Genomic DNA, 24,517 nt, shown 5'->3' with positions numbered 1-24,517 from the left:
CGTAACGCCGGTCGGAACTCGGGTTCGAATCACCGTGATTCGAATTCCGGGATCGGGCCATGGCGCCGCGTCCGCGCACGCCTGGCGGCCGCAGGCCTTGACGGCGAGGTGTGGCCGACTGCACGCGCCACGGGGTAGCTGCCTTTCAGCGCTGAATCGGACGTTAGGGTTCCTCACCATGGCTGGTCTGCCCGCTGTGCGGTCTCGTGCGTTGATCGCCGTGCTATTGCTTGCCGTCGGCCTCGCCGCCACGGCCTGCGGTTCCGGCGACGATTCCTCTGATCGAGACCAATGCGCGCCGCCCGGATCGAGCGCGGCATCGGCCGCACCGACGAACCTCGGCTCGGCGGCCTCGGCGGGTGCGGACAAGTACACCACCGCGAGCACGTTGCCGGTGTCGGCGATCGACACCGGCAAGCTGCGGCTCATCACGCCGGGCAAGCTCACGGTGGGCACGCTCTCGGATGCACCGCCGAGCATCTGCTTGAACTCGGCGGGCTCGTTCACCGGCTTCGACAATGAGCTGCTGCGGGCGATCGGTGCGAAACTCGGTCTCCAGGTGGAGTTCTCGGGCACCGAATTCGCACCGCTGCTCTCGCAGGTCTCCGGCGGTCGCTTCGATGTCGGTTCGTCGAATATCACCACCACCGCGGAGCGGCGCGAACGCGTCGGATTCACCAACGGTTACGACTTCGGCTACTTCTCGCTCGTTGTCCCGAACGGCAGTGGCATCAAGGGCTTTTCGGATTTGGGGCGCGGTAACCGGATCGCCGTCGTGCAGGGCACGGTGCAGGACGATTACGTGGTCAACCAGCTGCATCTGGATCCGGTGAAATTCCCGGACTACGCCACCGCGTACGCGAATCTGAAGTCTGGTCAGGTCGATGCCTGGGTCGCGCCGTCGGCGCAGGCCGAGGGGCAGGTGAAGCCGGGCGACGGCACCACGATCATCCAGAACACCTTCAGCCTGGACAATTTCGTCGGCTACGCGGTAGCCAAGAACAACCAGCCGCTGATCGACGCGCTCAACAGCGGTCTCGATGCCGTGATCGCCGATGGCACCTACGCCAAGCTCTACGCCGACTGGGTGCCGAGGCAGTTGCCGCCCGGTTGGAAGCCGGGCTCGAAGGCCGCACCCGCACCGCAACTCCCGGACTTCGCCGCCATAGCCGCGGAGAAGAAGACCACCGACAGCGGACAGGCCGCGCCGAAATCGACGCTGCAGCAGTTGCGGGAGACGTTCTTCGACTGGTCGCTGTACCGCAAGGCATTTCCCGATCTGTTCAAGACCGGTCTGCCGAATACCCTGATCCTGGCACTGGTTTCGGGTGTGCTCGGCACCATCCTCGGCATGCTGCTCGCGGTCGCGGGCATTTCCCGGACGCGCTGGTTGCGCTGGCCCGCAAGGATTTACACCGATATCTTCCGCGGCCTGCCCGCCGTGGTGATCATCCTGATCATCGGACTCGGCATCGGCCCGGTCGTGCGCAATATCACCGGCAACAACCCGTATTGGCTCGGTGCGCTCGCGCTGGCATTGCTGGCCTCCGCCTATATCGGTGAAATCTTCCGCTCCGGCATCCAATCCGTGGAGGCGGGTCAGCTGGAGGCCGCACGTGCCATCGGCTTCGGCTACCGCCAGGCCATGACGCTGGTGGTGATTCCGCAGGGTGTGCGCCGGGTGCTACCCGCGCTGATGAACCAGTTCATCGCGCTGATCAAGGATTCCTCGCTGATCTACTTCCTCGGACTGCTCGCGACCCAGCGCGAACTGTTCGCGGTCGGGCGAGATCTCAACGCGCAGACCGGAAATCTCTCCCCGCTGGTCGCCGCCGGCCTGGTCTACCTACTGCTGACCATCCCGCTGACGCACCTGGTGAACTACATCGACCACCGGATGCGCACCGGCCGACCCGACCAGCCCATCGACCAGGTCGAGGCGGCCACGATCACGGAAGGGCGCGGATAGCTGATGAGTGCCTCTCTCACCGGAACCGGTCTGCATCTGACGCTGGGCCACAACCATGTGCTGCGCGGTGTCGATATTCATGTCGACGCGGGTAAGACCACCACCGTTATCGGGCCGTCAGGCTCCGGTAAGTCGACACTGCTGCGGGTGCTGAACCGCCTGCACGAACCCGATCAGGGTGATGTGCTGCTGGACGGCGAGTCGGTGCTCACCGAGGATCCGGATAAGTTGCGCCAGCGCATCGGCATGGTGTTCCAGCACTTCAACCTGTTCCCGCACAAGACTGTCGCGGAGAATGTGGCGCTGGGGCCGCGCAAGCTGCGCGGGCTGTCCAAGGATGCCGCTCGCGCGCTGGCCGTCGAGCAGCTCGAGGTGGTCGGGCTGGCCGAGAAGGCCGATTCACGGCCGGCGAATCTGTCCGGTGGGCAGCAGCAGCGGGTGGCGATCGCCCGAGCGCTGGCCATGCAGCCGGAGATCATGTTCTTCGACGAAGCCACCTCGGCGCTGGATCCGGAGTTGGTGAAGGGCATTCTCGCGCTGATGGCCGATCTGGCTACCCAGGGGATGTCGATGGTCGTGGTGACCCACGAAATGGGTTTCGCGCGCAGCGTCTCCGACAGCGTGCTGTTCATGGACGCTGGTCAGGTCGTCGAAACCGGCACCCCCGACGCCCTGTTCGACAACCCGCGCACGCCGCGCCTGCAGCGCTTCCTCTCCCAGGTTTTGTGACCGCCAGCACACTTCTAGTAATCTCGATAGATGCGCACCTGTTAATGTGTCGTCACGCTCGGCGCCACATATCCAGCAATGGGAAACGAGGAGGTCCGATGACCACAGCGCATCACGAGCACGCCGAACACCAGCACACCCACGGCCCCGGCTGCGGCCACACCGAAGTCCCGCACGGTGACCACACCGACTACGCCCACAATGGCCACCTGCACCGCGAACACAACGGTCACTGGGACGAATGCGAACCCGCCGGCCACACCGAACATGTAGGCCACGACCACACCCACGGCCCCAATTGCGGCCACGAAGCCGTCCAACACGGCGACCACGTCGACTACCTCCACGACGGCCATCGCCACGCCGCGCACAACGGCCACTACGACGACCACTGAGCTCGCCGCGCCGAGCTGCCGACCGACTCGGCCGCAGCTCGGCAACCCGGAAATCGACTCGCCGGGTGACTCGGATTCGAGTAGAGATGGCGGGATGGGGATTGGCGATCCACGGCTGGAATTCGAGATGCTCTTGAAGCTGTGAACCGCGCACGGTCCTCGGCACGCCGACCGCATACGTATACGTCGGCGAAAAGTACTTATAGGTGACTGATTCGGCACCCCTGGCTCTGCTCATAACGTAGTTCCTGTCAGCAGGAACAACAGCGAAACCGCAGATCAGAAGCCTAGGAGGCCATCATGAACGAGCTCGTCGCACAGTACCTGGAAGTCTGGAACACCACCGACGCCGCCGCCCGCAAGGCCGGAATCGAAGCCGTGTTCACCGCCGACGCCACATACACCGACCCGCTGGCCGCAGTTGCCGGACACGATCAGCTCGACGCAGCCATCGCCGGAGTCCAGGCCCAGTTCCCCGGTTGGGTGTTCACCCTCGCCGGACCGGTCGACGCCCACCACGACCAGGTGCGCTTCACCTGGGAGCTCGGGCCGGCCGACGCACCCGCCGTCGTGATCGGCTTCGATGTCGCGGTTGTCGAGGACGGGCGCATCGCCAACGTCTACGGCTTCCTCGACAAGGTTCCCGCCGCCGCCTGACCCCGCCTGACCAACCTGCCGCAGCCACCGCGCTTCCGGTGGCGGCGGCCCTGGTCGTCCAAAATCGTTACCCCAGAAGGAAATACCAGCCATGACCACGACAACCCCCACCTACATGTCCACCCTGCTCGCCCCCGGCCAGAACCTGCTGCGCACCTCGCTTCGCCTGGACTCGGTCGTCACCACCGTCAACGGCCTTGCCTACCTGGCGCTTTCGGGCCCACTGGAATCCCTGCTCGGCCTGGACAGCAAGATCGGCATCCCGATCGGAATCTTCTTGACCCTCTACGGCATCGGTGTCGCCTTGGTCGGCATGACCAAGACCATCAATACCAAGGCCGCCGCCGTGGTCGCCGCGGGTAATGCCGCCTGGGTCGTGGTGAGCCTGGCCGCCCTCGTCGAGGGCGCACTCGAGCTGAACCTGGTCGGCTCGATCTGGACCGTCATGCAGGCGGCGACCGTCGGCGGATTCGCGGCCCTGCAGTACCTCGGCATCCGCAAGGCCCGCTGAAGATTGGATCCACAATCGACCAACTCCGCCGAACGCGGCATCGGCAGTGCTTACCCACCCCGCCGGCTGCCGTCCCCACCGCCGATGCCGCGTTCGGCGTTTGTGGTCGGTGACTGCCTCTAGAGTCGTGCTGTGCTCGAGGCAACCAAGATCCCGACCGAGTTCGGCACCTTCGACGCCCTGACCAGCGGCGAACCCGGTGGCCGGGAAGTCGTGCTGTTGCACGGCTTTCCGGAGTCCGCCATCGCGTGGGAGTTCCAGCTCACCGCCCTTGGTGGTGGCGGCTGCCATGTGGTCGCCCCCGATCAGCGCGGTTATTCGCCCGGCGTGCGCCCCGACAAGGTCGCCGACTACCGCGTCGAGGAGCTGGTCGGCGATGTCATCGCCATCGCCGACCAATTGGGTTGGCAGCGATTCGATCTCGTCGGCCATGACATAGGCGCCCACGTCGGGTGGACGGTAGCAGCCGAACACCCAGCGCGAATCCGCACGCTGACCGCCGTATCGCAGCCGCACCCCACCGCCTTCCTGCGGGCCATGGCCGAGGATGAAGATCAGGCCCAGCGAGCCCAACACTTCACCTACTTCCGCCAGCCCCGCACGCCTGAGCGCGCCCTACTCGCCGATGACGCCGCCGCCCTCCGCAAGATCTTCGACTGGAAGATTCCCGAAGAGCGCATCGACGACTACATCCACCGCCTCACCCGCCCCGACGCCCTCACCGCGGCCCTGAACTGGTACCGAGCGTTCCCGCTCGCCGGTCCGACCGCCCCGATGACCGTCCCGACCCTCTACGTCTGGAGCACCGAAGACCCCACCATCGGCTCCACCGCCGCCCTGGCCACCGCCGAGCACGTCACCGCCCCCTACCGCTTCGAAATGCTCGAGGACACCTCCCACTGGATCCCCGAAGAAGCCCCCGAATCCCTCACCCGCCTCATCATGGAACACCTCCTCGCCCATCGGACGTAGTCGCTCAGGTGCGGACGGTGGCGAAGGCGGACCAGAGGAGGGGGGAGTGTTCGATGGCGTGGGTGGTGCGCCAGGCGGTCAGGCGAGATCGTTGCCAGATGGCGAGGGCGGTTACCGGGTCCGGGTGTTCGTGAGCGGCGTCGATGGCGCAGATGGCGTCTTGCAGGGGATGGGCATCAGGGGGTGCGCCGGCTAGGCGTTGAAAGGCGAAATCGGTGGGGAGCGGCCAGCGGCTGGCGGTGACCAGTTCGGCGCCGCCGTTGATCATGGCGGCGACCAGGCCGAGGGCCTCGCTGAAGCGCATATCGCCGCCGCTTTCGCAGGCGATCAGGGCGACTCGGCTCGGAATCGGCCAGAGTTGGGGTCCGGCAACGGGTTCGGCGGTCAGGGTGTGGGTGCCGAGTAGTAGATCCTTGGCCGAGAGGGGACGGTGCGCTCGGACGGGGGTGGCGAAGCCGATGGATTCGGCGTCGCAGGCGAGGTGTAGTTCGGAGGCTTCGCTCTGGCCGGATTCGGGGGCCGCGGCGGTTACGTGCCCCACATAGGTCAGACGGCTGGCACCGCCGCGTAGCGCTTCGCTCAACCAGCTGCGATCGATATCCGTGCGGCGGAATGCGTCGATGGGATCGTCGACTGCGGGCAGTAGTCGGCCCTGGGACGAATATTCGGCAACCCGTTGGGCGAGTGGGGCTTTGGGGTCCATGCGGCCGAGGACGGAGCCGAGTGCGGAATCGGCGCGAAAGCCCGGGACGCGCGGATCCAGTACGGCCACCACCGGCAATGCGCCCGTCTCGGACCAGGTGCGAGCCGTGCGGTCCGGACCGTGCACGATGCTGGTGGGAGCGAGCAGGCTGAGATCGGCGATATCCACCAGCCGCAGTTCCGGGCTGGGAGCGATGATCTCCCACGGGATCTGGGCTACCCGGGGCGAGGGTTGCAGCCGAATATGTGGACGCACACCGCGCACGTGCAGGTCGTACAACTGTGCCGCCAGGCCATAGGGTAGCAAAGCGCGGGAAAGCGCCTGCGCAACAACATATTCCGCGTCGTATGAGGCGAAAGCGCCAGTGGTCATGGCACGTTCGAGGCCGCCTGGGACCGCCGGATCAGGCAGCGCCTGCGCGAACTGCTCGACGGCGTCGGCGATCGCATCCCCGGGCAGCATGCTCGCACCCGGGGCGTATTCGTTGCGCAACCAGCGCCACGACATGTACAGATCGCCCGCATCCGCCATCCGCACAATGACGGTCGGTTGTTCCGAGATGGTCATGCGGACAGCACCCGGCTGTCCCGCACCGGATGCCGGTACCGCAGCTCGGCGGCCTCGATATACCCGGCCAATGCGATATGTCCGTCCGGTGCGACGGCCACCCGCGGCGGTGGCGCCACCGGCAGTCCGGCACTCGCCGCGACCGAGGCCAGCGCCGTGCCCAACTGCGGGGCCGACCCACTCTGCGCCCCGGTCCCGACCTGCACTGCGGGTTGCGCAGGCTCAGCCGGTGGATCGAATAGTTCGAGAGGCAGCTGCGGCGGCCCGCCGACTGCCGATCTGGCGATATCCAATGTCGTACCCGCGCACTGTGTTTCGATGAGATCCACGATCAGCGGACCATTGCCGGACAGGTAGGCGAACCGGAATGCCATTCGCATTGCCGGATCGGCGATCTGGCGGTTCCACTTCTCGCGTTGATTGCCATTGGGGAGGGTGTAGCGCACGGCATCGATGGCCAGCGCCGACGGCACCGCGAGATCGATCGCCCGCCCCAATAGTTCGGCATCCGGGGATTCGGCCGCCTCGATGACCGACTCCAACAGCGCCGCATGCCAGAAATCGATTTGGGCACAGTGCAATCCGAGACCGCGCTCGGCATAGGCGGCAAATGCTTCGTCGATGAGGGCTTCGCCCTCGTCGTATTGTCCGTTCGAGTACGCCACGGTCGCCAGGCGCACTCGCACATCGGCGGCATCGAGCACTGCACCGGATTCTTGAAAATAGTCGAGGCTGCGGCGATAGAGTTGATGCGCCGCATCGGTATCGCCACGGCCCTCGGCGAGAAATCCCATGGTCTTCAGCCCGACGCCCGCGCGATATCCGAGTTCGGCGCGCTCGAAGTACTCCTGGCTGGATCGCAGCGGCGGTTCCGCCTCGTCGAACCGATCCAACCTGACGTACATGACGGCCAGGTTCTGTTCCGTCTCCGCGACGGCGTTGCGATCACCGGCGGCATCGAAGGCCGCCAGCGCCTGGCCCATGAAGTCGACGGCGAGTTCGCGCCGTCCGGTCTCGAAGTAGATCCCGCCGAGCGTCGAGAGCGGATGTCCGGCCAGGTGCGGTGCGAAACGCACTGCCGCATCCAATGATTCGGTGGCGAGTTCGATGGCGTAGGCCCAGCTCTGGCGATGGAATGCCACCGCGGTCAGCGATAGCAGACAGGCCACGCGCTGCATGCTCTCGTCGTTGTGTTCGGTGAGCAGCGCCCGCGCCTGTTCCAGCGCCTCCTGCGCACCATCGAGATCGCCGATGTGCTGCAGCGCCTGGGAGAGGTTGATCAATGCGGCGGGCCGCTTTTCGATCGCGTCCGTGGGCATCTCCGCGAGCGCCTCGCGAAACATGACGATCGCCCCGGCATGATCGCCGAGTTCATCGCACATGCTCGCGGCATTGACCAGCGCGCTCACCCGCAGTCCATCCGTGCTCGTCCGGGCGATTTCCTCGAACAGCCGCCTGGCCTCGGCGACATCGCCACGCTGATAGGCGGCGGCTCCCTCGGCGAGTCGCTCGCGACCGTCATCGGCTGGCATCAGAAGTCCGAATCCGATGCGGCGGCCGCGATTTCGGCGAGCAGGGGTGCATCGACCGCATCGTCCGCGGCGGCAGCGCGACGCAGTCGTGCGGCCGCGAGCTCACGAATCTGTCGCCGGACCTCGAGGCCACCCGGCTCGGGTTCGCCGGGCGCACCGACACCGGGCACGTAGACATCCACCGTCGAAACGGAATCCGACGGCGTGGTGGCCGCGCCGGTCCACAGATCGCCGACCAGGTCCAGCTCGGCCTCCGCCGTGCCGGCGGGTGTGGTGATGAAGGCGCGCGGGTGCAGGTGTGCCGGTGCGTCCGAGCCCAATTGGGGTGCGGCTACCGCGGTGACGCGCACCGTCGTAGTTCCCGAACTACGGGTTGATTCCCAGGACACTGCCCGTTCGGACGCGTCGATGAGGCCGGGCGGGCACCGTCGCCAGTCCCAACCGCCGGTGCCGCGCGCGAGCGACAGCGCCCCGGCTGGACGATCCGCCACGCCACCGGCGGCCAGCGCGTAATCCTCTGCGCGAGCAGGCATTTTGACGGAGGCGATGACATCCGACGCTGCTGTTTCGTCATCGGGCGCCTGCTCATCGTCATCGATGAGCATTTCGCACGCCGCGCGCAACGTCGCGATTTCCTGGTCGAGCAGCTGGTCGTCGAGCGGCGTGATGCCATCGATCGTCGATGCGGGCCACCATCGCGCGGCCCAATACGCGAACCCGAGCCGCCAGGCGGCGGCCACCAGCTCCGGCACCACGGGTTCGGCCACGTCGGTGAATTCGGTTCCGCCGCTCTCGGTGTCGGCAATGGCAACGGCTATCCGCTCGCCGTACACCGCCCACAACCAGTCCTGCGCGAGCTCGACATCATCGATTACCGCAGCCGGAATCGTCTGTCCGGCAAGCAGACTCCAGGACAGATGTCCGCCGACCACCTCGAGCACCAGCACGTCTATTGCCGCGGTGCCGTCCAGCACCGTCGGCGCTCCCTCGGGCGCGATGATCCAGATCCCGTCCCCGCCCGGTTCGATCCGCACGGCCGCACTCATCAGCTCGCCCTCGATTCCGCCGGATCCGGCTCGGTGACAAGGGAACGCACACTCAGCGCCTGTTTGACCCGCATGCGATGGTCCAGCATGACCGAGCGCGCCACCCCATCGAGCAGATCCCACAGCTCGTCCAGCTCGTACACGCCGAACTCCCTGACATCGCGTCCGTGCAGCCGAACCCACAGCCGTCGCAGGTAGGGCCGCCATGGCGTACGCAGTTCGGTGGCGATGACCGCCAGCGGTCCACTGGGCATTTCGATATCGGTGCGCACTACGAGCCGTCGCGCCTGCAGGACGTATGCCTCCCGCTGCCAGCGGCCGTTGATCACCCGATGCGCCGCCGTCTCGGCAGCGGGCTGTGCGCCGTTGGTGCCGATATGCGACGCGATCGGCCGCAACCCGAGCGCGAGCGCGGCCCCGGCAGTCGCCGCGATGCGTAGTGATTCATCCAAAAGTGCCCAGGGCGAACAACTTCGGGCGATCTCCGTGGTTACCAATTCCGGAATGGGCGGCAGTTCGGCCCGTTCACTCGACGCTTGCAGCACGGTGAATACGCGCTCGTAGATGGTGCGATCGAACGGCAGTCCGAGACTGGCCTTCGAGGCCGACGAACCGAGCGCGGGTGGCTGCGGAATCGGCACTGCGGTCAGCCCTAGCTGATGAGCCGTCGGCTCGAAGCTGTTGTCCCATAGTCGGATTCCGCCGTGTGTCCCGGCATGGGTGGCGACGAGCTGATCGAATGTCCGCTGCCCGTCGGCGCTCCGGCCGTCACGAGCCGCGGCTGCATCGAGCAGCGCCGCGAACAGCTCGGCGTGCTCTCCGGTCGGACCGCCCACCGGACGTCGTCCCCACGCGATATCGATCAACGAGTCGAGTTCGGCAGTCCGCGCACTCGCGGTGATGTACTCCTTGAGCGCCTGTGTGGTGCGCCCCGCCGCGAATTCGTGGACGTCGCGCAGTGTCGCCTCTGCGGTCGCCCGGTCCCGGCCCGGATCCGGCATACCCGATGTGGTGGCGAGTTCGAAGGCGCGCTGGAAATACAGATCCTGCGGATTGCCCTCGGTGATCCGCAGCGCCCGCCGGACCTGTTTGAGCAGCGAAAACCAGGCCGCTGTCGCGCGCAGCACATCGGCGGCGGCATGGATTCGGGTGGCGAGCAGAACCGCGCCGTCGGCGGTGAGGATCGGGCCCGCGCACAGTGGATTCTGCACAGGGCGAATGACCAGTGGATCCAGGATGAGCTTCACGGTCCGCCGCAGCGGCCCGCCGTGGGGTCCACTGAGCGGTTCGACGCCCTCGAGTCGGCGCCAAACCTCGTCCAGCACCATCGCGCGCGGCCGTCGCATTCGACCAGGTTAACGGAACTTCCTCCGTTTCAGACTCCGAAAAACCTGGGATCGGTAGGGCGCGTTCGATTCCTACCTTTCTCGTATCGGCCCAACACCGGAGCCGAACGAAGCAAAAGGAACAGATCATGAACACCAAGCCGGTCCGCATCTCCGCCGCAGCCCTCGCCGCCTCGGCCGCCGCCTTCGCCCTCTTCGTCACCGGATGCAGTGACGACTCGGGCAGCTCGGCGACCACCTCGGCCAAGCCGGGCACCTCGGCAGCCTCGGCGCCCGCGTCGGGCAAGTCGACCGCCTCGGTCGACGGCAAGGCGCTCGACGGCAAGTTCGACACCACCTGCGCCAAGCAGGGCGACACCCTCGCCCTCGCGCTCAGCGACACCAATAACGCCACATACGGCACCCTGAGCGTGAGCGCCTCCATCACCGGCAGCGACAACGTCCAGGCCGTCGCGGTAGCGGGCAGCAAGGGCGGCGCCAACGGCCTGCCCTACGCCCTCGGCTTCGGCAACGGCATGCCCGGCGGTTCGGCCAAGGTCGTCAAGGACGGCAACACCTACAAGGTCACCGGTGAGGGCGTCGGCGCGCCCGACCTCACCAATCCGACCGCAAGCCCGAAGAGCTCGAAATTCGACATCACCTTCGCCTGCTCCACCGTGGTCGGCGGCTGACCCGAACAACCATCCCGCTCACGGCTCCGCCTCGCCGGCGCTCGCTCACGCCCCTTGACGTAAGGGGCGTGAGCGGGGCAAACCGCTTCATACACAAGGGAAAACCATGAAAAACATCGCCCGCTCGCTCGCCGCCGCCTTCTTCGTCCTCTCGATCGGCTACTACCTCTGGCACGGTTTCACCTACACCAGCTCCGGCCCCTTCGACGACAGCACGCTCGCCTGGGTCGGGCCGCAGATGGCGCTGCCGATCATCGCCCTGACCATCGTCCCGATCGTCTTCGCCTTCACCGGCGAGGGCATTCTGGCGGCCTTCACCGGCAATAACAGCTCGGCCTTCCGTGACGGTCTGGTCGGCATCGGCACCATCAAGTCCTTCCGCCAGACCGGGCTGACCGTCAATGATCAGCCGCAGATCCGCATCGACTTCAGCGTCGAGGGCGTCGACGGCAAGATCTTCGACTCGCACGCCAAAATGATCGTTCCGCTCACCGAACTCGCACTGCTGCAGCCGGGTGTCGTGCTGCCGGTGCGCTATCTCCCCGATCGCACCGACAAGGTCGAGGTCGATCGCTCCGGCGATATGTCGGCGGCCCAGCGCGCCATGAACGAATCCATGATCCGAAAGGGCTTCACCACCAAGGCCAAACTCGATATCGCCGAGCGCGGCATCACCGCTCAGGCCGTTGTGCAATCGCTTGCGGTGCCCGGCGAAATTCGCAACGGGTATTCCAAGATCGAGCTCGGCCTGGTCGTGACCCGGTCCGACGGAACGACTTTCACCACGAGCGTGGACAAGTTCCTGCCGCCCGCCAGCGTGGCCCAGGTGCAGGTCGGTCGGATCATCCAGGTCCACTATCTGCCGGAGAACGAACAAGAGGTCGTGATTGCACTGCAAGTCAATGCCTAGCCCCGGAACAGAATGTTGCTCTCGTTCATCAGGAACGGGAGCAATATTTATTTGTGCGTCAGAAGACGCGGTGGCTGAAGAAGCTGTGCTGGCAGGTGGGCCGTTTGCAGACCGCACCACCGCCCGGGATGAAGCCGACACAGGTGGGGTGGGTACACCTGTTGCAGCCGCCGTCGCCGTCTTCACCCATATGGTCATGGTCGACGATTACGACGCGGGCCTCGGCCACCGCGCCCGCGAGAATCGAATCGAGATAGTCCAGCGCCTGCGAGGTGAGCTGGGGTTTTCCTCCGGACAAGGTCATCGCACTACTCCTGACTCGGTACTCATGTCCTTCGTCCCGATCCTCCTCCTGGCGGGGAAGCCACACATCAGTAGCGCGCTACGCATATTGAGGGTTACCTAATTGGTCGGACGTTCATCTGACTGTTTCCTGTGGATTGCCTGAGCGGCTTACGGTGCGCCGGTCGGCACTATGTCAGGAGTTCATCGTGAGCGAGCGAACCAGAAACAGCGGCCACCTCGGTGGCACGACGGAGTCGAGCGCTAGCGAGGCGCAGTCGTGACACCGAAGCCCCTAGCCCTGTTCGTGAAGCGCGACGGCCAGCCGAAGCGCTCGGCCATCACCTGTCAGTACAAATGCGGCAACGCCTGCTTCCACGAGGTTCCGAACACTTCCGAGAACGAATACTTCGGCGATATGGTGCGCGCGGCGCTGACGCGGCGCGGCATGTTGAAGGGCAGTGCGGGGGTCGTGGTCGCGGTCGGCGCGGCCGGTGTGCTCGCGGCCTGCGGAGACGACGACAAGGTCGATTTGGCGGCGGGCGGCTCGCTGGTCGACGGTGTGCCGGTCGGCACCAACTTCGCACCCGTCGCGGCGAATTCCGATGACGCACTGGTCATTCCGGAAGGTTACGAGCACAATGTCGTGATCCGCTGGGGCGACCCGCTATTCGCCGAAGCTCCGAAGTTCGATGCGAATGCCCAGTCTGCGGCCACGCAGGCCAAACAGTTCGGCTTCAACAACGACTTCGCCGCGCTACTGCCCATCGAAGGGCAGGCGAATACCTACCTGCTGGTGGTGAATCACGAGTACACCACCGAACCGCAGATGTTCAAGGGCTACAACAAGGAAGAGCCCGCACTCGAGCATTACCAGACCGCGATTGCCGCACACGGTCTTTCGGTGGTCCAGGTAAAGGGCGAATCCGGAACCGGCAAGCTGACACCGGAATTCGGCAAATACAACCGCCGCATTACCGGCACCACCGAATTCACCGTCACCGGACCCGCCGCGGGCAGCGCCTTCCTGAAGACGAGCGCCGACCCGTCCGGCGCCAAGGTGCTCGGCACGCTGAACAACTGCTCCGGCGGCCTGACCCCGTGGGGCACAGTGCTTTCCGGTGAAGAGAACATCAACCAGTACTTCGCCAACGGCGATAAGGTCACCGACGAGGCCGCCAAGGCCAGGCTCAAGCGCTACGGCTTCCCGAACGGCGCCTCCGAGCGCAAATGGGAGCGGCACGAGGCGCGCTTCGATCTGGCGAAGGAACCCAATGAGGCCAACCGATTCGGCTGGGTCATCGAGGTGAATCCGTGGGATGCCGCGGCCGCGCCGATCAAGCACACCGCGCTCGGCCGGTTCAAGCACGAGGCCGCGACCATTCATGTCGCCAAGGACGGCACCGTGGTCGCCTATATGGGTGATGACGAGCGCTTTGATTACATGTACAAGTTCGTCTCGTCGCGAAAGGTGCAGTCCGGCAACGGCCAGGCGAGTATGCGGCACAACCTGACGATTCTGGACGCGGGCACGCTGTACGTCGCCAAATTCACCGGCGATCACCCGGACAAGATCGACGGCAATGGCACGGTGCCCTCGGATAAGGGCTTCACCGGTACCGGCCAATGGATTCCGCTGCTGGTCACCGGCGAGGACGGCAAGGCAACCTCGAAGGTGGACGGCTTCACCGCCGAAGAGGTTTCGGTATTCACCCGGTTGGCCGCGGACAAGGTCGGCGCGACCAAGATGGACCGTCCCGAGGATTTCGAGGCGAATCCCAAGTCCGGCAAGGTCTATGTCGCGCTGACCTACAACGAGCAGCGCGGCGCGCAGGGCAAGCCCGCCATCGACGAGGCGAATCCGCGCAATATCAATAAATTCGGGCAGGTGCTCGAACTCGACGACGACCACGCGGGCACCACATTCACCTGGAATATCCTCATGCTGTGCGGTGATCCGAAGACCACCGACACCTACTTCGCCGGGTTCGACAAGGCCAAGGTCAGCCCGATCGCGGCACCGGACAATCTCGCATTCGACGATTACGGCAATCTGTGGATCTCCACCGATGCGTCGCGCGCCAACGGTGCCAATGACGGGCTGTTCTCGGTGGTGCTCGACGGGCCGAATCGCGGTGAGACCAAACAATTCCTGACCGTCCCGTTCGGCGCGGAGACCTGCGGTCCGACGGTGTCGGAGCAGCGGGTCACCGTTTGCGTCCAGCATCCGGGCGAGCGCGATGACGCGACCGCGGAAAAGCCCGCCTCGCATTGGCCCGATGGTGGCGATAGTCTGCCCAGACCCGCCGTTGTCTCGGTGTGGAAGAAGGGCGGCGGGCGAATCGGCGCCTAGCTAGGGGGCGCAGCAGGCGGGGTGGGTAGGCGCAGCTGCCCCGCACACACGAAACCGCTACTCGACAACCTGCAGGGAGTAGCGGTTTCGTGCTGTGTTCAGCCCATATTGGCGTAGCGCGCGAAATCGCCTTGGGCGCCGCTGTATACGTTGACATCGGTGCCGCCCGCGATACCGGGAATGCGGCCGCTGTCGGTGGTCTGCCAGAACGTCCATGTCGGCCAGCCACCCGGTACTTCGGGTTGGTCATTGCCGCGATAGTCGGCGATCCAGAGCGGATACCTGGTGAATTCATTGGTATTCGCCATGGCCGACTTCCAGAAATTCGGATAGGTGTAGATGATCGGCACCCGTCCGGTCAGGGCCTGCACGGTATTCAGATACCGATGCGTCCAGTCGATCAGTCCGGCCGGAGCGAGTCCGCCCGCATTCTCCAGATCGAGCACCGGCGGCAGATCCAGCGGCCCGTTCTGTCCGAGCACGACGGTCGCGTACAGCGCCGCCTGCGGCTCCGGCGGCAGGTTCGGTCGCGCGTAGTGATACGTCCCGCGCGCGACCCCCGCCGCCCGCATCAGAATGCTGTCCGGCACGAAATACGGATTGACGTAATTCACGCCCTCCGTCGCCTTCACCATGGCGAAAGCGTGCCCGGCCCCTCGCACCGCGAACCAGTCGATGAACCGGCCGTCGACGTGCTGCCACGACGACACATCGGGTCCGCTCGGGCCGGCCACCGCCGTTCCCGTCGAAGTAGCCATCAGGATGCTGCCCACCGTCATCGCGGACAACGCCACGGCGCGGGTCGATCTCCAACGAGTGCTATCCATGCTTTTTGACGATAGCGACAAGTATCGTTTGTGACCAGAGTTACATCTGAGGCATTTGCGCAGTATTCACTTACCGCCCGCTGGGGCCGCTCACGTCACCCAGCGGCTCCCATTGCTGCGACCGGGCCGGATGCGTCAGCCGAGCCAGTCCAGGACCGAGGCCGCGGTCCAGGACTGCTGCATGCTGCCGAGGGGTTCTCCGGTGAATGGTTCGTAGTATTCGGCGAAGCTGCCGTCGCTGGCTTGGCGCAGACCTTCGGCGCGGAGCATGAAGGAGCGCTCGGCCCAGCCACGGCGGGCGAAGACCCAGGAGAACAGCCAGCTCATCACCGGCCAGACCGGGCCGCGCCAGTATTCGCGGGAGCGGAAGTCCTTGGAGACCGGTGAGGTGGACGGCGGCAGGGCATAGCGCAGGTCCGGATGACCGCAGAAGCGCGGGCCCTCGAACAGGCGCAACAGGCTGCGTTCGGTGTCGCGGGGCAGGCCGCCGCACAGTAGTGGGGCGAACATCGAGAGGGTTTCGGTATTGATCCAGCGCTTGAGGCGCACGTCGAAATCCCGGGCCGCACCGGTGCGTGCGTCGGTAGTCGCGACCACGCCCGCGCGAAAGCGTTCCGCCCACGAATACAGTTCGCGGACATCGGCATGGGGCTGCTTGTACTCCTCGCCGATATTGGCGAGAACCTCACACGCCAGCGCGAAGATCGCGGTGACGAAGACGTCCTCCACCGCGAAGCTCATCGTCGAGGCGAGCTGGTAGTCGTCGTATCCGGCGCGGCGCATCTGCTCGACCAGCCACAGATAGCGGTCGTATTCGCGGTCGCTGGGCCGCTGCGATGGATCCGAGACCACCAGCAGATCCTCGCGCTGATACGGCGGCAGATCACCGGGCGTCACATTCGCATAGGCCCGATCCCAGCGCGGCGAATTGTCCATCCCGGATTCCCAGCCGTGATACAGCGTGATCCGGCCGCTCTCCTTGGGGTCGCGGGCATGGGCCAGCCAGCGATGCCAGCGCACCAGATCGGGCCAGCGCCGATTCAGGAATTCCTCGGCCACCGCCCTGGTGCTGCGGCCGTGGCGGCGGGAATGGTCGAGGATGCGCTGCACCGCGATGGCGTGCACCGGCGGCTGGGTGATGCCGGAGGTGTCCGGACCGTCCGGGGCATTGGCGGCCAGCCTCTTGCACTCCCAGCGGGCCGGGCCGGGGAAGTAGCCGTCCACACCATTGGCGAAGACGATGTGCGGGATCATCCCGTTCTTCCACTGCGCCGAAAGCAGGGTGTCCAGTTCGATGACCGCGCGCTCGACACTCAGTGGGGCGAGACCGACCGCGACGAAGGCGGCGTCCCAGCTCCACATGTGCGGATACAGCCGGGGTGCCGCACTCGTCATGGTGCCCAGGTCATTGCCCCGTAGCAGGTAGGCGGCGCGAGCCGCGAGCTGTGTTGGGGTGAAGCCTGGGTGTGCCATCCCCCTATTTTGCGATGACACCCGCAAGTACGCCCGCTCAGTGACTCGTGTCTCGTCCTGGTGCGCCCTGGTGGCCAGCTGTTGTGCGCCGGATCTCACTCTGCATGCCCCGTCCGTGAATTCCACTTATTCGCTTTATGCATCCATCGCCGCGCGTGCGGGTAGTGCTACCGCCCGTTTCGGTGGCCGATACGGTGACTCCATGACCACCGCCGTGACCAGCACACCGAAGCCGACCGCGCTGATCACCGGCGCCAGCCGCGGGCTCGGCGCCGCGATCGCTCGCGAACTCGCACCGACCCACGATCTCTTGCTCGGCGCCCGCTCGGCCGAGGCGCTGCGCGCGATATTAGGCGAACTGCCCGGCGCCACCGGATGGCCGGTCGAGTTGACCGACTATTCCGCAGTGGCGGAAGCAGTTTCGCCGATCGAGCGCCTGGATGTGTTGGTACACAACGCCGGTATCGCGGACCTGGGTTCGATCGCCGAATCCTCGGTACAGCAGTGGCGAAATACCTTGGAAGCCAACATTATTGCCGTCGCCGAGTTGACTCGGCTGCTGCTGCCCGCGTTGCGCGCGGCCAACGGTCATGTGGTGCTGATCAATTCGGGTGCCGGATTGCGGGCTAATGCGGGGTGGGCGTCTTACGCGGCAAGCAAGTTCGGTTTGCGGGCCTTCGGTGACGCGCTGCGGTTGGAGGAGCCGACGCTGCGAGTGACCTCGATCCATCCCGGCCGCATCGATACCGATATGCAGCGGGAGATCATCGCGGGTGAGGGGCGCGAGTATCGCGCGGAGGAATTCCTGAGCCCGGAGACCGTCGCGGGGACCGTGCGTTCGGCCATCGACACACCGCGCGACGGCCATCCGACCGAGATCGTGCTGCGGCCCTACTGATTCGGCTCACTGTGATTTCATCCGAATGTGAGGCCGAGATGGTGTCGTTTTCTTGACATGTTTTTCCGAGGTTCAGCTCGGGGACAGTTTCGCTCGGTAGCCTCGCGTCTGTTACCTGCGCGTTTGCGTCGACGGGGCGGCGGTGCGCTGATAGAGCGAAGCTAGAGGGTTCGAATCGTGGATAGACGTCGGCTGCTGACAATGCTTGCTACAGGGACCGCGGTGGCATTGACCGGCTGTGTGCGGGCCGAGGGGGAGCCGTTCAACAGTGGTTCGGCGGGCAACGGGCCGATACTGCCCGCGCCGCTGCTGCCCCCGCCGCCGATCGGACCGAAGACGCCGATTCCGGCGCGGACCATCACCGCACTGCCGGGCGGTGGCACCAATATGGCGCTCACGATCGATGACGGCGCGAGTCCGGAAGTCGTCGGGGCCTACATCAAATTCGCGAGGGATACCGGCGCGCGATTCACCTTCTTCGTGACCGCCTACTACGACTCGTGGGCGATTCACCGAGACGCATTGCGGCCCCTGGTCGATTCCGGTCAGATCCAGCTCGGCAATCACACCTGGGACCACGCGGACCTCACCAAGCTGTCCGCGTCGGGTATCTCCTCGCAGTTGGAGCGGGCGAAGTCCTTCCTGCGGAACAACTTCGGTGTGGACGGCACGCCCTACTACCGCCCGCCGTTCGGTCGCCACAACGGCACGGTCGATCGGGTCGCCGCGGATCTCGGCTACACCGTGCCGACCATGTGGTACGGCTCGCTGTCGGACTCCGGTGTGATCACCGAGGACTACCTACTGGAGTGCGCGCGTAAGTATTTCAACCCGCAGACGATCATCATCGGGCACGCGAACGCGCCCGCGGTTACGCACGTCTACGGGCAGCTGGTGGACATCATCAAGGAGCGCAATCTCTCCATGGTGACCCTCAACGACGTCCTGCTGCCGCCGCGCTGACCGAACCGCGCCGCGCACGCCTAGGCTGCCGCGTCGAAATAACCGGGCGTATCCGTGCGTGGCACACGGGTCGGTGTGCGGCACACCAACTCGTGCATGGCACACGAAGTGGTGTGCGGCACACCAACCCGTCCATGGCGCGCAATGGGGCGCGCGGCGTGCAAATCCGTGCGCGGGAAGTGCGCTAGGCGACGATGTTGACGAGTCGACCCGGCACCACGATCAGCTTGCGCGGCGCATTCCCGCCGAGCAGTGCCGCGATCTTCTCATCGGCCAGCGCGGTCGCCTCGATGGTCGCGTTATCAGCGTCGGCGGGCACCTGAATTCGGCTGCGCACCTTGCCGTTCACCTGAATCGGATACTCCACCGACTCCTCGACCAGCAGCGCCGGATCCGCCACCGGGAACGGGCCGTGAGCCAGGGATTCCTTGTGCCCCAACCGTTCCCACAGTTCCTCGGCGATATGCGGTGCCATCGGCGCGAGCATCAGCACCACCGGCTCCACCACTTCGCGCGGTGCGCCCGCGGGGTAGCTCTTGGTCAGATGGTTGGTCAGCTCGATCAGCTTGGCGCCCGCGGTGTTATCGCGCAGCGCGGCGTAATCGTCGTCTACACCCGCGATCGTCTTGTGCAGCAGGCGCAGCGTCTCCTGCGACGGCGCCGCGTCGGTGACCCGGACCGCGCCGGACTCCTCGTCGACGACCAGCCGCCACACCCGCTGCAGGAACCGGTGCGCACCGACGACATCCTTGGTCGCCCACGGCCGCGAGGTATCCAGCGGACCCATCGACATCTCGTACAGCCGGAAGGTATCGGCGCCGTACATATCGCACATCTCGTCCGGCGAGATGGCGTTCTTCAGCGACTTTCCGATCTTGCCGTACTCCTGGAACGCCTCGATCTCGATGCCGGTGGTCGGATCGGGGAAGTAGTGCTTGCCGTCGCGCTCGATGATCTCGGCGGCGGGCAGATACGCACCGCGCGCATCGGTGTAGGCGTGCGCCTGGATATAGCCCTGGTTGAACAGGCGGCGGTACGGTTCGTAACCGCTCACATCACCCAGATCGAACAGCACCTTCTGCCAGAACCGCGCGTACAGCAGATGCAGCACCGCATGTTCGACACCGCCGACGTACAGATCGACGCCGCCCGGATCGTTCGGGCCGTGCTCCGCGGTGCGCGGGCCCAGCCAATACTGCTCGTTCTCCTTGGCGCAGAACGCATCCGCGTTCGTCGGGTCCGCGTAGCGCAGCTGGTACCAGGAGCTGCCCGCCCAGTTCGGCATGACATTGGTATCGCGGCGATACTGCTTGGGGCCGTCGCCCAGATCCAGTTCGACATTGACCCAGTCGGTGGCCTTGGCCAGCGGCGGCGAAGGTTCGGAGTCGGCGTCGTTCGGATCGAAGGTGACCGGTGCGAAATCGTCCAGCTCCGGAAGTTCGACCGGCAGCATGGATTCCGGCAGTGCGTGCGGTGCGCCGTCCTCGTCGTAGACGATCGGGAACGGCTCACCCCAGTAGCGCTGGCGGGCGAACAGCCAGTCGCGCAGCTTGTACTGAACGGTGCCCTTGCCGTGGCCGTCGGCCTCCAGCCGCGCGATCACGGTGGCCTTGGCCTCCTCGACCGCCGAGCCGTTCAGGTAATCGGAGTTCACCAGCGCGCCGTCACCGGAGTAGGCCGCGGCCGAAATATCCCCGCCGGAAATGACTTCCACGATCGGCAGGCCGAATACCGAGGCGAATTCCCAGTCGCGCTGATCGTGTCCCGGCACCGCCATGATCGCGCCGGTGCCGTAACCGGCCAGCACGTAGTCGGCGATGAAGATCGGCACCTGCGCGCCGTTCACCGGGTTCGTCGCATAGGAACCCAGGAAGACGCCGGACTTCTCCTTGTTCTCCTGCCGCTCCAGATCCGATTTGGCCGCGATCGCCTTGCGGTATCCGGCAACGGCTTCCCGAGGGTCACCGGCGTCCTCGAAAGTCCAGCGTGGATCGACGCCCGCGGGCCAGGCCTCCGCGGTCAGCCTGTCGACCAGCTCGTGCTCGGGCGCCAGCACCACATACGTGGAACCGAACAGGGTGTCCGGCCGCGTCGTGAAGACCTCGATCTGCTGACCATCGGCGTCGAATTTCACCTGCGCACCACGGGATCGCCCGATCCAGTTGCGCTGCATGGCCTTTACGTTCTCCGGCCAGTCCAGGCGGTCCAGGTCGTCGACCAGCCGGTCGGAGTAGGCGGTGATGCGCATCATCCACTGCCACAGCCGCTTCCGGAATACCGGGAAGTTGCCGCGCTCACTGCGGCCGTCGGCGGTGACCTCTTCGTTGGACAGCACCGTGCCCAGACCGGGACACCAGTTGACCACCGAATCCGTTTGGTACACCAGACGATACGAGTCCAGCACCTCGGCGCGTTCGGCCGCGGTCAGATCATTCCAGGCGCGGCCGTCGGGGGTGGGCCGGGCACCCGAAACGAACTGTGCCTGCAGTTCCGCGATTGGGCGGGCGCGGTCCAGATCCTTGTCGTACCAAGCGTTGTAAATGCGCAGGAAGATCCACTGCGTCCACTTGTAGTACTCCGGATCGGTGGTCGCGAACGAGCGCCGACGGTCGTGGCCCAGGCCGAGCCGGTCCAGCTGACGCTGCATGGTGGCGATATTCGACTCGGTGGTCTGGCGCGGATGCGCACCGGTCTGCACCGCGTACTGCTCGGCGGGCAGACCGAATGCGTCATAGCCCAGCGCGTGCAGCACATTGCGGCCGTGCATCCGGTGGTAGCGCGCGAAGACGTCGGTGGCGATGTAGCCCAGCGGATGCCCGACATGCAGACCCGCGCCGGACGGATACGGGAACATGTCCTGGACGAACAGCTTGTCCGTCGGCGTCGCACCCGCGAGCGGGCCTACCGGGTTCGGCGCGTGGAAGGTTCCGCGCTCGTCCCAGGTCCGCTGCCACCGGCGCTCGATGCGGCCGGCGAGGCCGGCGCTGTACCTGTGCTCCGGTACATCGCTTTCGGTTGCACGAGTGTCCGCCACGGTCCTGCCTTCTTGTTCTCGCCGATCCCCGTCATAGATGTGTCTATCAGGGTAGAACGTCAGGGCTTATACACCGAAAATCGGGCCGGGCTGGATCCGGCGTGGCGGCGGTGCGCTAGCCTTCTCGGGTGTTCGTCGTCGCTCTCACCCTGTTCGTGCTGGCCATGGTCGCCATCGCAACCGGTGTGCTCGGACTGACCGGCCGGCTGCCACGCAACCGCTTCGTCGGGGTGCACACCGAGGCGGCACTGCACGACGAGGAAACCTTCCGCATCGCCAACCGCGTCGCCGCCCCCACCTCCGTGGCCGCGGGCGCACTGCTCTTCGCGGGCGGTCTCGTCGCCCTCGCCGCAGGTGGTTTTCCGGCGCTGATCGTTGCGGCGGTCACAGCGACGGTCGCGCTGTTCACCCTCGGCGCGGGCGCGAATGCCGCAGCTCGTGCGGTCGAGGAGTTGGTTCCCGCCCAAGAGATCGGTGGCTGCGGTTCCTCCTGCGGTGCGTGCTCGTTGCGCGATACCTGCGCCCCGACCAACTGACGCGCGGTCGCGACCAGACCCCATCGCGACGTCGTGCGCGCTGCTGTTCGCTCCATTTCCGGAGATGCTCGGCGATCTCCGGCACGTCCATGTCCCCGACCGCGACGGCGATCATGATCGGCTCCTGTTCGTCCGGGAGGGCGGTTGGCATCACACCGTTACGTTCGAGCATGAGCGCCGCGGCGAGGCACGCGGTGCTTTGGTTGCCGTCGATCAGGGCATGATTGCGAGCAAGCGAATGCAGCAATGCGGCGGCCTTTTCGAACAATTCCGGATCGACGCCGAACACCTTGGGGGATGGACGCGCTGCGGCGGAGGCGAGTAACCCGTAATCCCGGATCGCGTCGGTCCGCGGTTCACGGCCCGCGCGATCAAAAGAAGTTCGTGGACCGTCAGGTATGGGATCACGCCAGCCGTTCGAGTAATTCGGCGTGCCGTTGCATGCTGCGCGCCAGCATCGCCTCGAACACCTCCTGGTTCGCGGTGAGATGCAGGGGAATCGCGTCCTTCGCGATCTCTTGCTTGGAGCGGCCGGTGCGCGCGGCTTCCTCGGTCAGCATGCGGTCGTCGTCATCATCGAGTCGCAAGGTCATCGCCACAACCTTCGATACCACGGCTCGCGGCGGTGGCGCGGCCGAAACCTCATGGGGCCCGCGAACGCCGCTGCTACGTCGCGAAGCGGCTATCGGTCGGCGCACGCAGGCGGGTCGACGTGATGTGACAGCGGGCTGCCGACCGGGTTCAGGTACAGCACGAACAGGGTCACCGGTGTCGTCCCGAGATTGCGTGCCACATGTGGATAGTTCGGGCCGCTGGGTTCCCGGAAGATTCGGCCGCGCCGGTAGCTGACCGGGACACAGTCGCCACCGGGGTGGTCGAGCGTGCCGCGGGCAACCAGCACGAGCAGCGTGCCGTCGTGGTAGTGCCAGCCGCTTGTCCCACCAGGTTCGACGACCGTCTGCCGACCGATAACCTCCCGCCCTCCCAACGCAAACCGAAACAGCACCCGACTCGCCGTCCCGCGCGCCGGCGCCGCATTCACCCGGAACTCCCACCACCTCACCACCTCCCCATGGAACCACCCGCGATCAAGATCAGGTGGCACCTATGGCGGCATCGCCCGAGAAGCCACCGCCACTAGTGTCACCTGATCTTGATCCGCTGGCGCCGACCGCGTCGCTCGTGCTGAGCGCATCCGCCGGCGCGGGCCGCCCCGGGGCCAGGGTGACCCGGGGCGGTCCGGCTAGCGGAGGGACTCGAGTGCCTTCAGGACCGCGTTGTCTGCTTCGGGGGCGCCGACGGCGATGCGGGCGCTGCCGTCGGGGTAGGCCTTGGCTGCGATGCCGGCTCGGCGTAGCGCCGTTGCTACGCCGGGGCCCGGGAGGTAGAGGAAGTTGGCGTAGCTGCGTGGCACGGCGATGTGTCGGTGCAGCAACGCACTGCGCAGGGTCTCGCGGGCGGTGGTGATGCGCAGGATGCGCGCGGCCAATTCGGGTTCGGCGGCGTAGGACGCGGCGACCGCGGCCACCGCCGCTGAACCCACCCCGAACGGCAGCTGCAGCCTGCGGACGCGACTGATCAACTCGCTGCGGCCGAAGGTGTAGCCGATGCGCAGACCGGCCAGTCCGTAGGCCTTCGAAAAGGTGCGCAGGACCAGCAGATTCGGATGTCGGTTGAGCAGCTCCAGAGTGTCGACCCGATCGGCGGGACCGAGGAATTCGGCATACGCCTCGTCCAGGATGACCGGCACCCGGCGCGGCACCGAGCCCAGGAACGACTTCAGCTCACCGGCCGAGATCACGGTGCCGGTCGGATTGTGCGGACGGCAGACCACCACCAACCCGGTCCGCTTGTCGATGGCCTTCGTCATCGCCCAGAGATCCTGATTGCCCGCGGCATCCAGGGGCACCGGAACGACCTCGAGATCGGCCATCTCCGCCATGATCGGATAGCCGTCGAAAGTCGGTGCACCGTAGACGATTCCGTCACCCGGCTTGGTCAATGCCTGGATGATCTGCATGGCCACCCCGGTCGCGCCGGAACCGACAACCACCTGATCCGAATGCACTCCGACATGCCCCCCGATCAACCTCGGCAGCTGACGCGGAAGGAACTCCGGATAGCGATTGGCTTGTGCCAGTAC

At 65.9% G+C, this 24,517-nt stretch carries 23 protein-coding genes and 1 pseudogene; 12 read left to right on the top strand and 12 right to left on the bottom strand.

What is annotated here, in order from left to right:
- Positions 1-178 precede the first annotated feature (178 nt).
- The 6 genes from ON44_RS32475 (at position 179) to ON44_RS32450 (ending at position 5,233) form a co-directional block, all read left to right on the top strand.
- On the top strand, positions 179-1,969 hold the full coding sequence (locus tag ON44_RS32475; RefSeq protein ID WP_040697392.1) for an ABC transporter substrate-binding protein/permease: 1,791 nt from the start codon (positions 179-181) through the stop codon (positions 1,967-1,969).
- Positions 1,970-1,972: 3 nt separating this feature from the next.
- A complete protein-coding gene (locus tag ON44_RS32470; RefSeq protein WP_040697390.1) occupies positions 1,973-2,698 on the top strand; it encodes an amino acid ABC transporter ATP-binding protein in 726 nt (241 codons plus the stop codon).
- A gap of 98 nt (positions 2,699-2,796) precedes the next feature.
- Entirely contained in the window at positions 2,797-3,093 is a 297-nt protein-coding gene (locus tag ON44_RS48720; protein ID WP_083898261.1) for a hypothetical protein, read from the top strand.
- A gap of 300 nt (positions 3,094-3,393) precedes the next feature.
- Positions 3,394-3,750, top strand: a complete 357-nt coding sequence (locus ON44_RS32460; protein ID WP_040697384.1) for a nuclear transport factor 2 family protein — start codon at positions 3,394-3,396, stop codon at positions 3,748-3,750.
- Positions 3,751-3,841: 91 nt separating this feature from the next.
- Complete coding sequence (locus ON44_RS32455; protein ID WP_040697381.1) at positions 3,842-4,261, top strand: hypothetical protein; 420 nt, start codon at positions 3,842-3,844, stop codon at positions 4,259-4,261.
- A 132-nt stretch (positions 4,262-4,393) separates the two neighbouring features.
- Positions 4,394-5,233, top strand: coding sequence for an alpha/beta fold hydrolase (locus ON44_RS32450; RefSeq protein WP_040697380.1), 840 nt, complete (start codon positions 4,394-4,396; stop codon positions 5,231-5,233).
- A gap of 4 nt (positions 5,234-5,237) precedes the next feature.
- Here the strand turns inward: ON44_RS32450 and ON44_RS32445 are convergent, their stop codons facing one another.
- Genes ON44_RS32445 through ON44_RS32430 form a run of 4 tightly spaced genes read right to left on the bottom strand, consistent with a single transcriptional unit; the run spans position 5,238 to position 10,409 of the window.
- Positions 5,238-6,503 carry a CHAT domain-containing protein gene (locus tag ON44_RS32445; protein WP_040697377.1) on the bottom strand — a complete coding sequence of 422 codons (1,266 nt, stop codon included), beginning with the start codon at positions 6,501-6,503 and terminating at the stop codon, positions 5,238-5,240.
- A complete protein-coding gene (locus ON44_RS32440) occupies positions 6,500-8,035 on the bottom strand; it encodes a tetratricopeptide repeat protein (protein WP_040697366.1) in 1,536 nt (511 codons plus the stop codon). The genes ON44_RS32445 and ON44_RS32440 overlap by 4 nt, the downstream gene beginning before the upstream one ends.
- The gene (locus tag ON44_RS32435) at positions 8,035-9,081 is read right to left on the bottom strand and encodes a hypothetical protein (protein ID WP_040697363.1); all 1,047 of its coding nucleotides are present in this window, start codon (positions 9,079-9,081) and stop codon (positions 8,035-8,037) included. Before ON44_RS32435 ends, ON44_RS32440 begins: the two co-directional genes overlap by 1 nt.
- Positions 9,081-10,409: a hypothetical protein gene (locus tag ON44_RS32430; RefSeq protein WP_040697361.1), complete on the bottom strand. Its 1,329-nt coding sequence runs from the start codon at positions 10,407-10,409 to the stop codon at positions 9,081-9,083. Before ON44_RS32430 ends, ON44_RS32435 begins: the two co-directional genes overlap by 1 nt.
- 146 nt (positions 10,410-10,555) lie before the next feature.
- On the opposite strand from ON44_RS32430, the gene ON44_RS32425 reads away from it, so the two are divergent.
- Both ON44_RS32425 and ON44_RS32420 read left to right on the top strand, forming a co-directional pair.
- A complete protein-coding gene (locus ON44_RS32425) occupies positions 10,556-11,098 on the top strand; it encodes a lipoprotein LpqH (protein WP_040697359.1) in 543 nt (180 codons plus the stop codon).
- A gap of 106 nt (positions 11,099-11,204) precedes the next feature.
- Complete coding sequence (locus tag ON44_RS32420; RefSeq protein WP_040697357.1) at positions 11,205-12,008, top strand: hypothetical protein; 804 nt, start codon at positions 11,205-11,207, stop codon at positions 12,006-12,008.
- A 58-nt stretch (positions 12,009-12,066) separates the two neighbouring features.
- Here ON44_RS32420 and ON44_RS32415 read toward each other — a convergent pair whose 3' ends face one another.
- Positions 12,067-12,312, bottom strand: coding sequence for a hypothetical protein (locus tag ON44_RS32415; protein WP_040697356.1), 246 nt, complete (start codon positions 12,310-12,312; stop codon positions 12,067-12,069).
- 258 nt (positions 12,313-12,570) lie between these two features.
- Here ON44_RS32415 and ON44_RS32410 point away from each other — a divergent pair, with 258 nt between their 5' ends.
- A complete protein-coding gene (locus ON44_RS32410) occupies positions 12,571-14,643 on the top strand; it encodes a PhoX family protein (protein ID WP_040697354.1) in 2,073 nt (690 codons plus the stop codon).
- Positions 14,644-14,741: 98 nt separating this feature from the next.
- On the opposite strand, the gene ON44_RS32405 is transcribed toward ON44_RS32410, so the two are convergent.
- Both ON44_RS32405 and ggh read right to left on the bottom strand, forming a co-directional pair.
- Positions 14,742-15,422 carry a glycoside hydrolase family 25 protein gene (locus tag ON44_RS32405; protein ID WP_245567426.1) on the bottom strand — a complete coding sequence of 227 codons (681 nt, stop codon included), beginning with the start codon at positions 15,420-15,422 and terminating at the stop codon, positions 14,742-14,744.
- A gap of 183 nt (positions 15,423-15,605) precedes the next feature.
- Positions 15,606-16,943 carry a glucosylglycerate hydrolase gene (gene ggh, locus ON44_RS32400; RefSeq protein ID WP_040697348.1) on the bottom strand — a complete coding sequence of 446 codons (1,338 nt, stop codon included), beginning with the start codon at positions 16,941-16,943 and terminating at the stop codon, positions 15,606-15,608.
- A gap of 202 nt (positions 16,944-17,145) precedes the next feature.
- On the opposite strand from ggh, the gene ON44_RS32395 reads away from it, so the two are divergent.
- On the top strand, positions 17,146-17,841 hold the full coding sequence (locus tag ON44_RS32395) for an SDR family oxidoreductase (protein ID WP_040697344.1): 696 nt from the start codon (positions 17,146-17,148) through the stop codon (positions 17,839-17,841).
- 192 nt (positions 17,842-18,033) lie between these two features.
- Positions 18,034-18,804 (top strand): polysaccharide deacetylase family protein, encoded by a 771-nt coding sequence (locus ON44_RS32390; protein WP_040697440.1) that lies wholly within the window; start codon positions 18,034-18,036, stop codon positions 18,802-18,804.
- A 184-nt stretch (positions 18,805-18,988) separates the two neighbouring features.
- Here ON44_RS32390 and leuS read toward each other — a convergent pair whose 3' ends face one another.
- On the bottom strand, positions 18,989-21,838 hold the full coding sequence (leuS, locus tag ON44_RS32385; RefSeq protein ID WP_040697341.1) for a leucine--tRNA ligase: 2,850 nt from the start codon (positions 21,836-21,838) through the stop codon (positions 18,989-18,991).
- A 128-nt stretch (positions 21,839-21,966) separates the two neighbouring features.
- Between leuS and ON44_RS32380 the strand changes: the two genes are divergently transcribed.
- Positions 21,967-22,374 (top strand): SdpI family protein, encoded by a 408-nt coding sequence (locus ON44_RS32380; RefSeq protein ID WP_040697338.1) that lies wholly within the window; start codon positions 21,967-21,969, stop codon positions 22,372-22,374.
- Between the two features lie 226 nt (positions 22,375-22,600).
- Here the strand turns inward: ON44_RS32380 and ON44_RS54160 are convergent.
- From ON44_RS54160 to ON44_RS32360, 4 genes and pseudogenes are all read right to left on the bottom strand, one after another.
- Positions 22,601-22,714 (bottom strand): annotated as a pseudogene (locus ON44_RS54160) (type II toxin-antitoxin system death-on-curing family toxin); the annotation flags it as partial.
- A gap of 64 nt (positions 22,715-22,778) precedes the next feature.
- Positions 22,779-22,967 carry a ribbon-helix-helix protein, CopG family gene (locus tag ON44_RS50650; RefSeq protein ID WP_040697332.1) on the bottom strand — a complete coding sequence of 63 codons (189 nt, stop codon included), beginning with the start codon at positions 22,965-22,967 and terminating at the stop codon, positions 22,779-22,781.
- Positions 22,968-23,056: 89 nt separating this feature from the next.
- Positions 23,057-23,380 carry a cupin domain-containing protein gene (locus ON44_RS32365; RefSeq protein ID WP_245567425.1) on the bottom strand — a complete coding sequence of 108 codons (324 nt, stop codon included), beginning with the start codon at positions 23,378-23,380 and terminating at the stop codon, positions 23,057-23,059.
- Between the two features lie 237 nt (positions 23,381-23,617).
- Positions 23,618-24,514, bottom strand: coding sequence for an aminotransferase class I/II-fold pyridoxal phosphate-dependent enzyme (locus ON44_RS32360; protein ID WP_063721660.1), 897 nt, complete (start codon positions 24,512-24,514; stop codon positions 23,618-23,620).
- Positions 24,515-24,517 lie beyond the last annotated feature (3 nt).

Source organism: Nocardia vinacea NBRC 16497 (genome assembly GCF_000308835.1).
Lineage (GTDB): Bacteria > Actinomycetota > Actinomycetes > Mycobacteriales > Mycobacteriaceae > Nocardia > Nocardia vinacea.
The sequence above is the reverse complement of the archived record's forward strand: the minus strand, read 5'-3'. Positions and strand labels throughout refer to the sequence as shown.

What these genes read in the sequence shown, in the direction of transcription:
- ON44_RS32435 (WP_040697363.1), bottom strand. Translation starts at nt 9,081, where the DNA reads ATGAGTGCGGCCGTGCGGATCGAACCGGGCGGGGACGGGATCTGGATC.
- ON44_RS32425 (WP_040697359.1), top strand. Translation starts at nt 10,556, where the DNA reads ATGAACACCAAGCCGGTCCGCATCTCCGCCGCAGCCCTCGCCGCCTCG.
- ON44_RS32395 (WP_040697344.1), top strand. Translation starts at nt 17,146, where the DNA reads ATGACCACCGCCGTGACCAGCACACCGAAGCCGACCGCGCTGATCACC.
- ON44_RS32405 (WP_245567426.1), bottom strand. Translation starts at nt 15,422, where the DNA reads ATGACGGTGGGCAGCATCCTGATGGCTACTTCGACGGGAACGGCGGTG.
- ON44_RS32475 (WP_040697392.1), top strand. Translation starts at nt 179, where the DNA reads ATGGCTGGTCTGCCCGCTGTGCGGTCTCGTGCGTTGATCGCCGTGCTA.
- ON44_RS32460 (WP_040697384.1), top strand. Translation starts at nt 3,394, where the DNA reads ATGAACGAGCTCGTCGCACAGTACCTGGAAGTCTGGAACACCACCGAC.
- ON44_RS32470 (WP_040697390.1), top strand. Translation starts at nt 1,973, where the DNA reads ATGAGTGCCTCTCTCACCGGAACCGGTCTGCATCTGACGCTGGGCCAC.
- ON44_RS32445 (WP_040697377.1), bottom strand. Translation starts at nt 6,503, where the DNA reads ATGACCATCTCGGAACAACCGACCGTCATTGTGCGGATGGCGGATGCG.
- ON44_RS32415 (WP_040697356.1), bottom strand. Translation starts at nt 12,312, where the DNA reads ATGACCTTGTCCGGAGGAAAACCCCAGCTCACCTCGCAGGCGCTGGAC.
- ON44_RS48720 (WP_083898261.1), top strand. Translation starts at nt 2,797, where the DNA reads ATGACCACAGCGCATCACGAGCACGCCGAACACCAGCACACCCACGGC.
- ON44_RS32420 (WP_040697357.1), top strand. Translation starts at nt 11,205, where the DNA reads ATGAAAAACATCGCCCGCTCGCTCGCCGCCGCCTTCTTCGTCCTCTCG.
- ON44_RS50650 (WP_040697332.1), bottom strand. Translation starts at nt 22,967, where the DNA reads ATGACCTTGCGACTCGATGATGACGACGACCGCATGCTGACCGAGGAA.
- ON44_RS32430 (WP_040697361.1), bottom strand. Translation starts at nt 10,409, where the DNA reads ATGGTGCTGGACGAGGTTTGGCGCCGACTCGAGGGCGTCGAACCGCTC.
- ON44_RS32455 (WP_040697381.1), top strand. Translation starts at nt 3,842, where the DNA reads ATGACCACGACAACCCCCACCTACATGTCCACCCTGCTCGCCCCCGGC.
- ggh (WP_040697348.1), bottom strand. Translation starts at nt 16,943, where the DNA reads ATGGCACACCCAGGCTTCACCCCAACACAGCTCGCGGCTCGCGCCGCC.
- ON44_RS32440 (WP_040697366.1), bottom strand. Translation starts at nt 8,035, where the DNA reads ATGCCAGCCGATGACGGTCGCGAGCGACTCGCCGAGGGAGCCGCCGCC.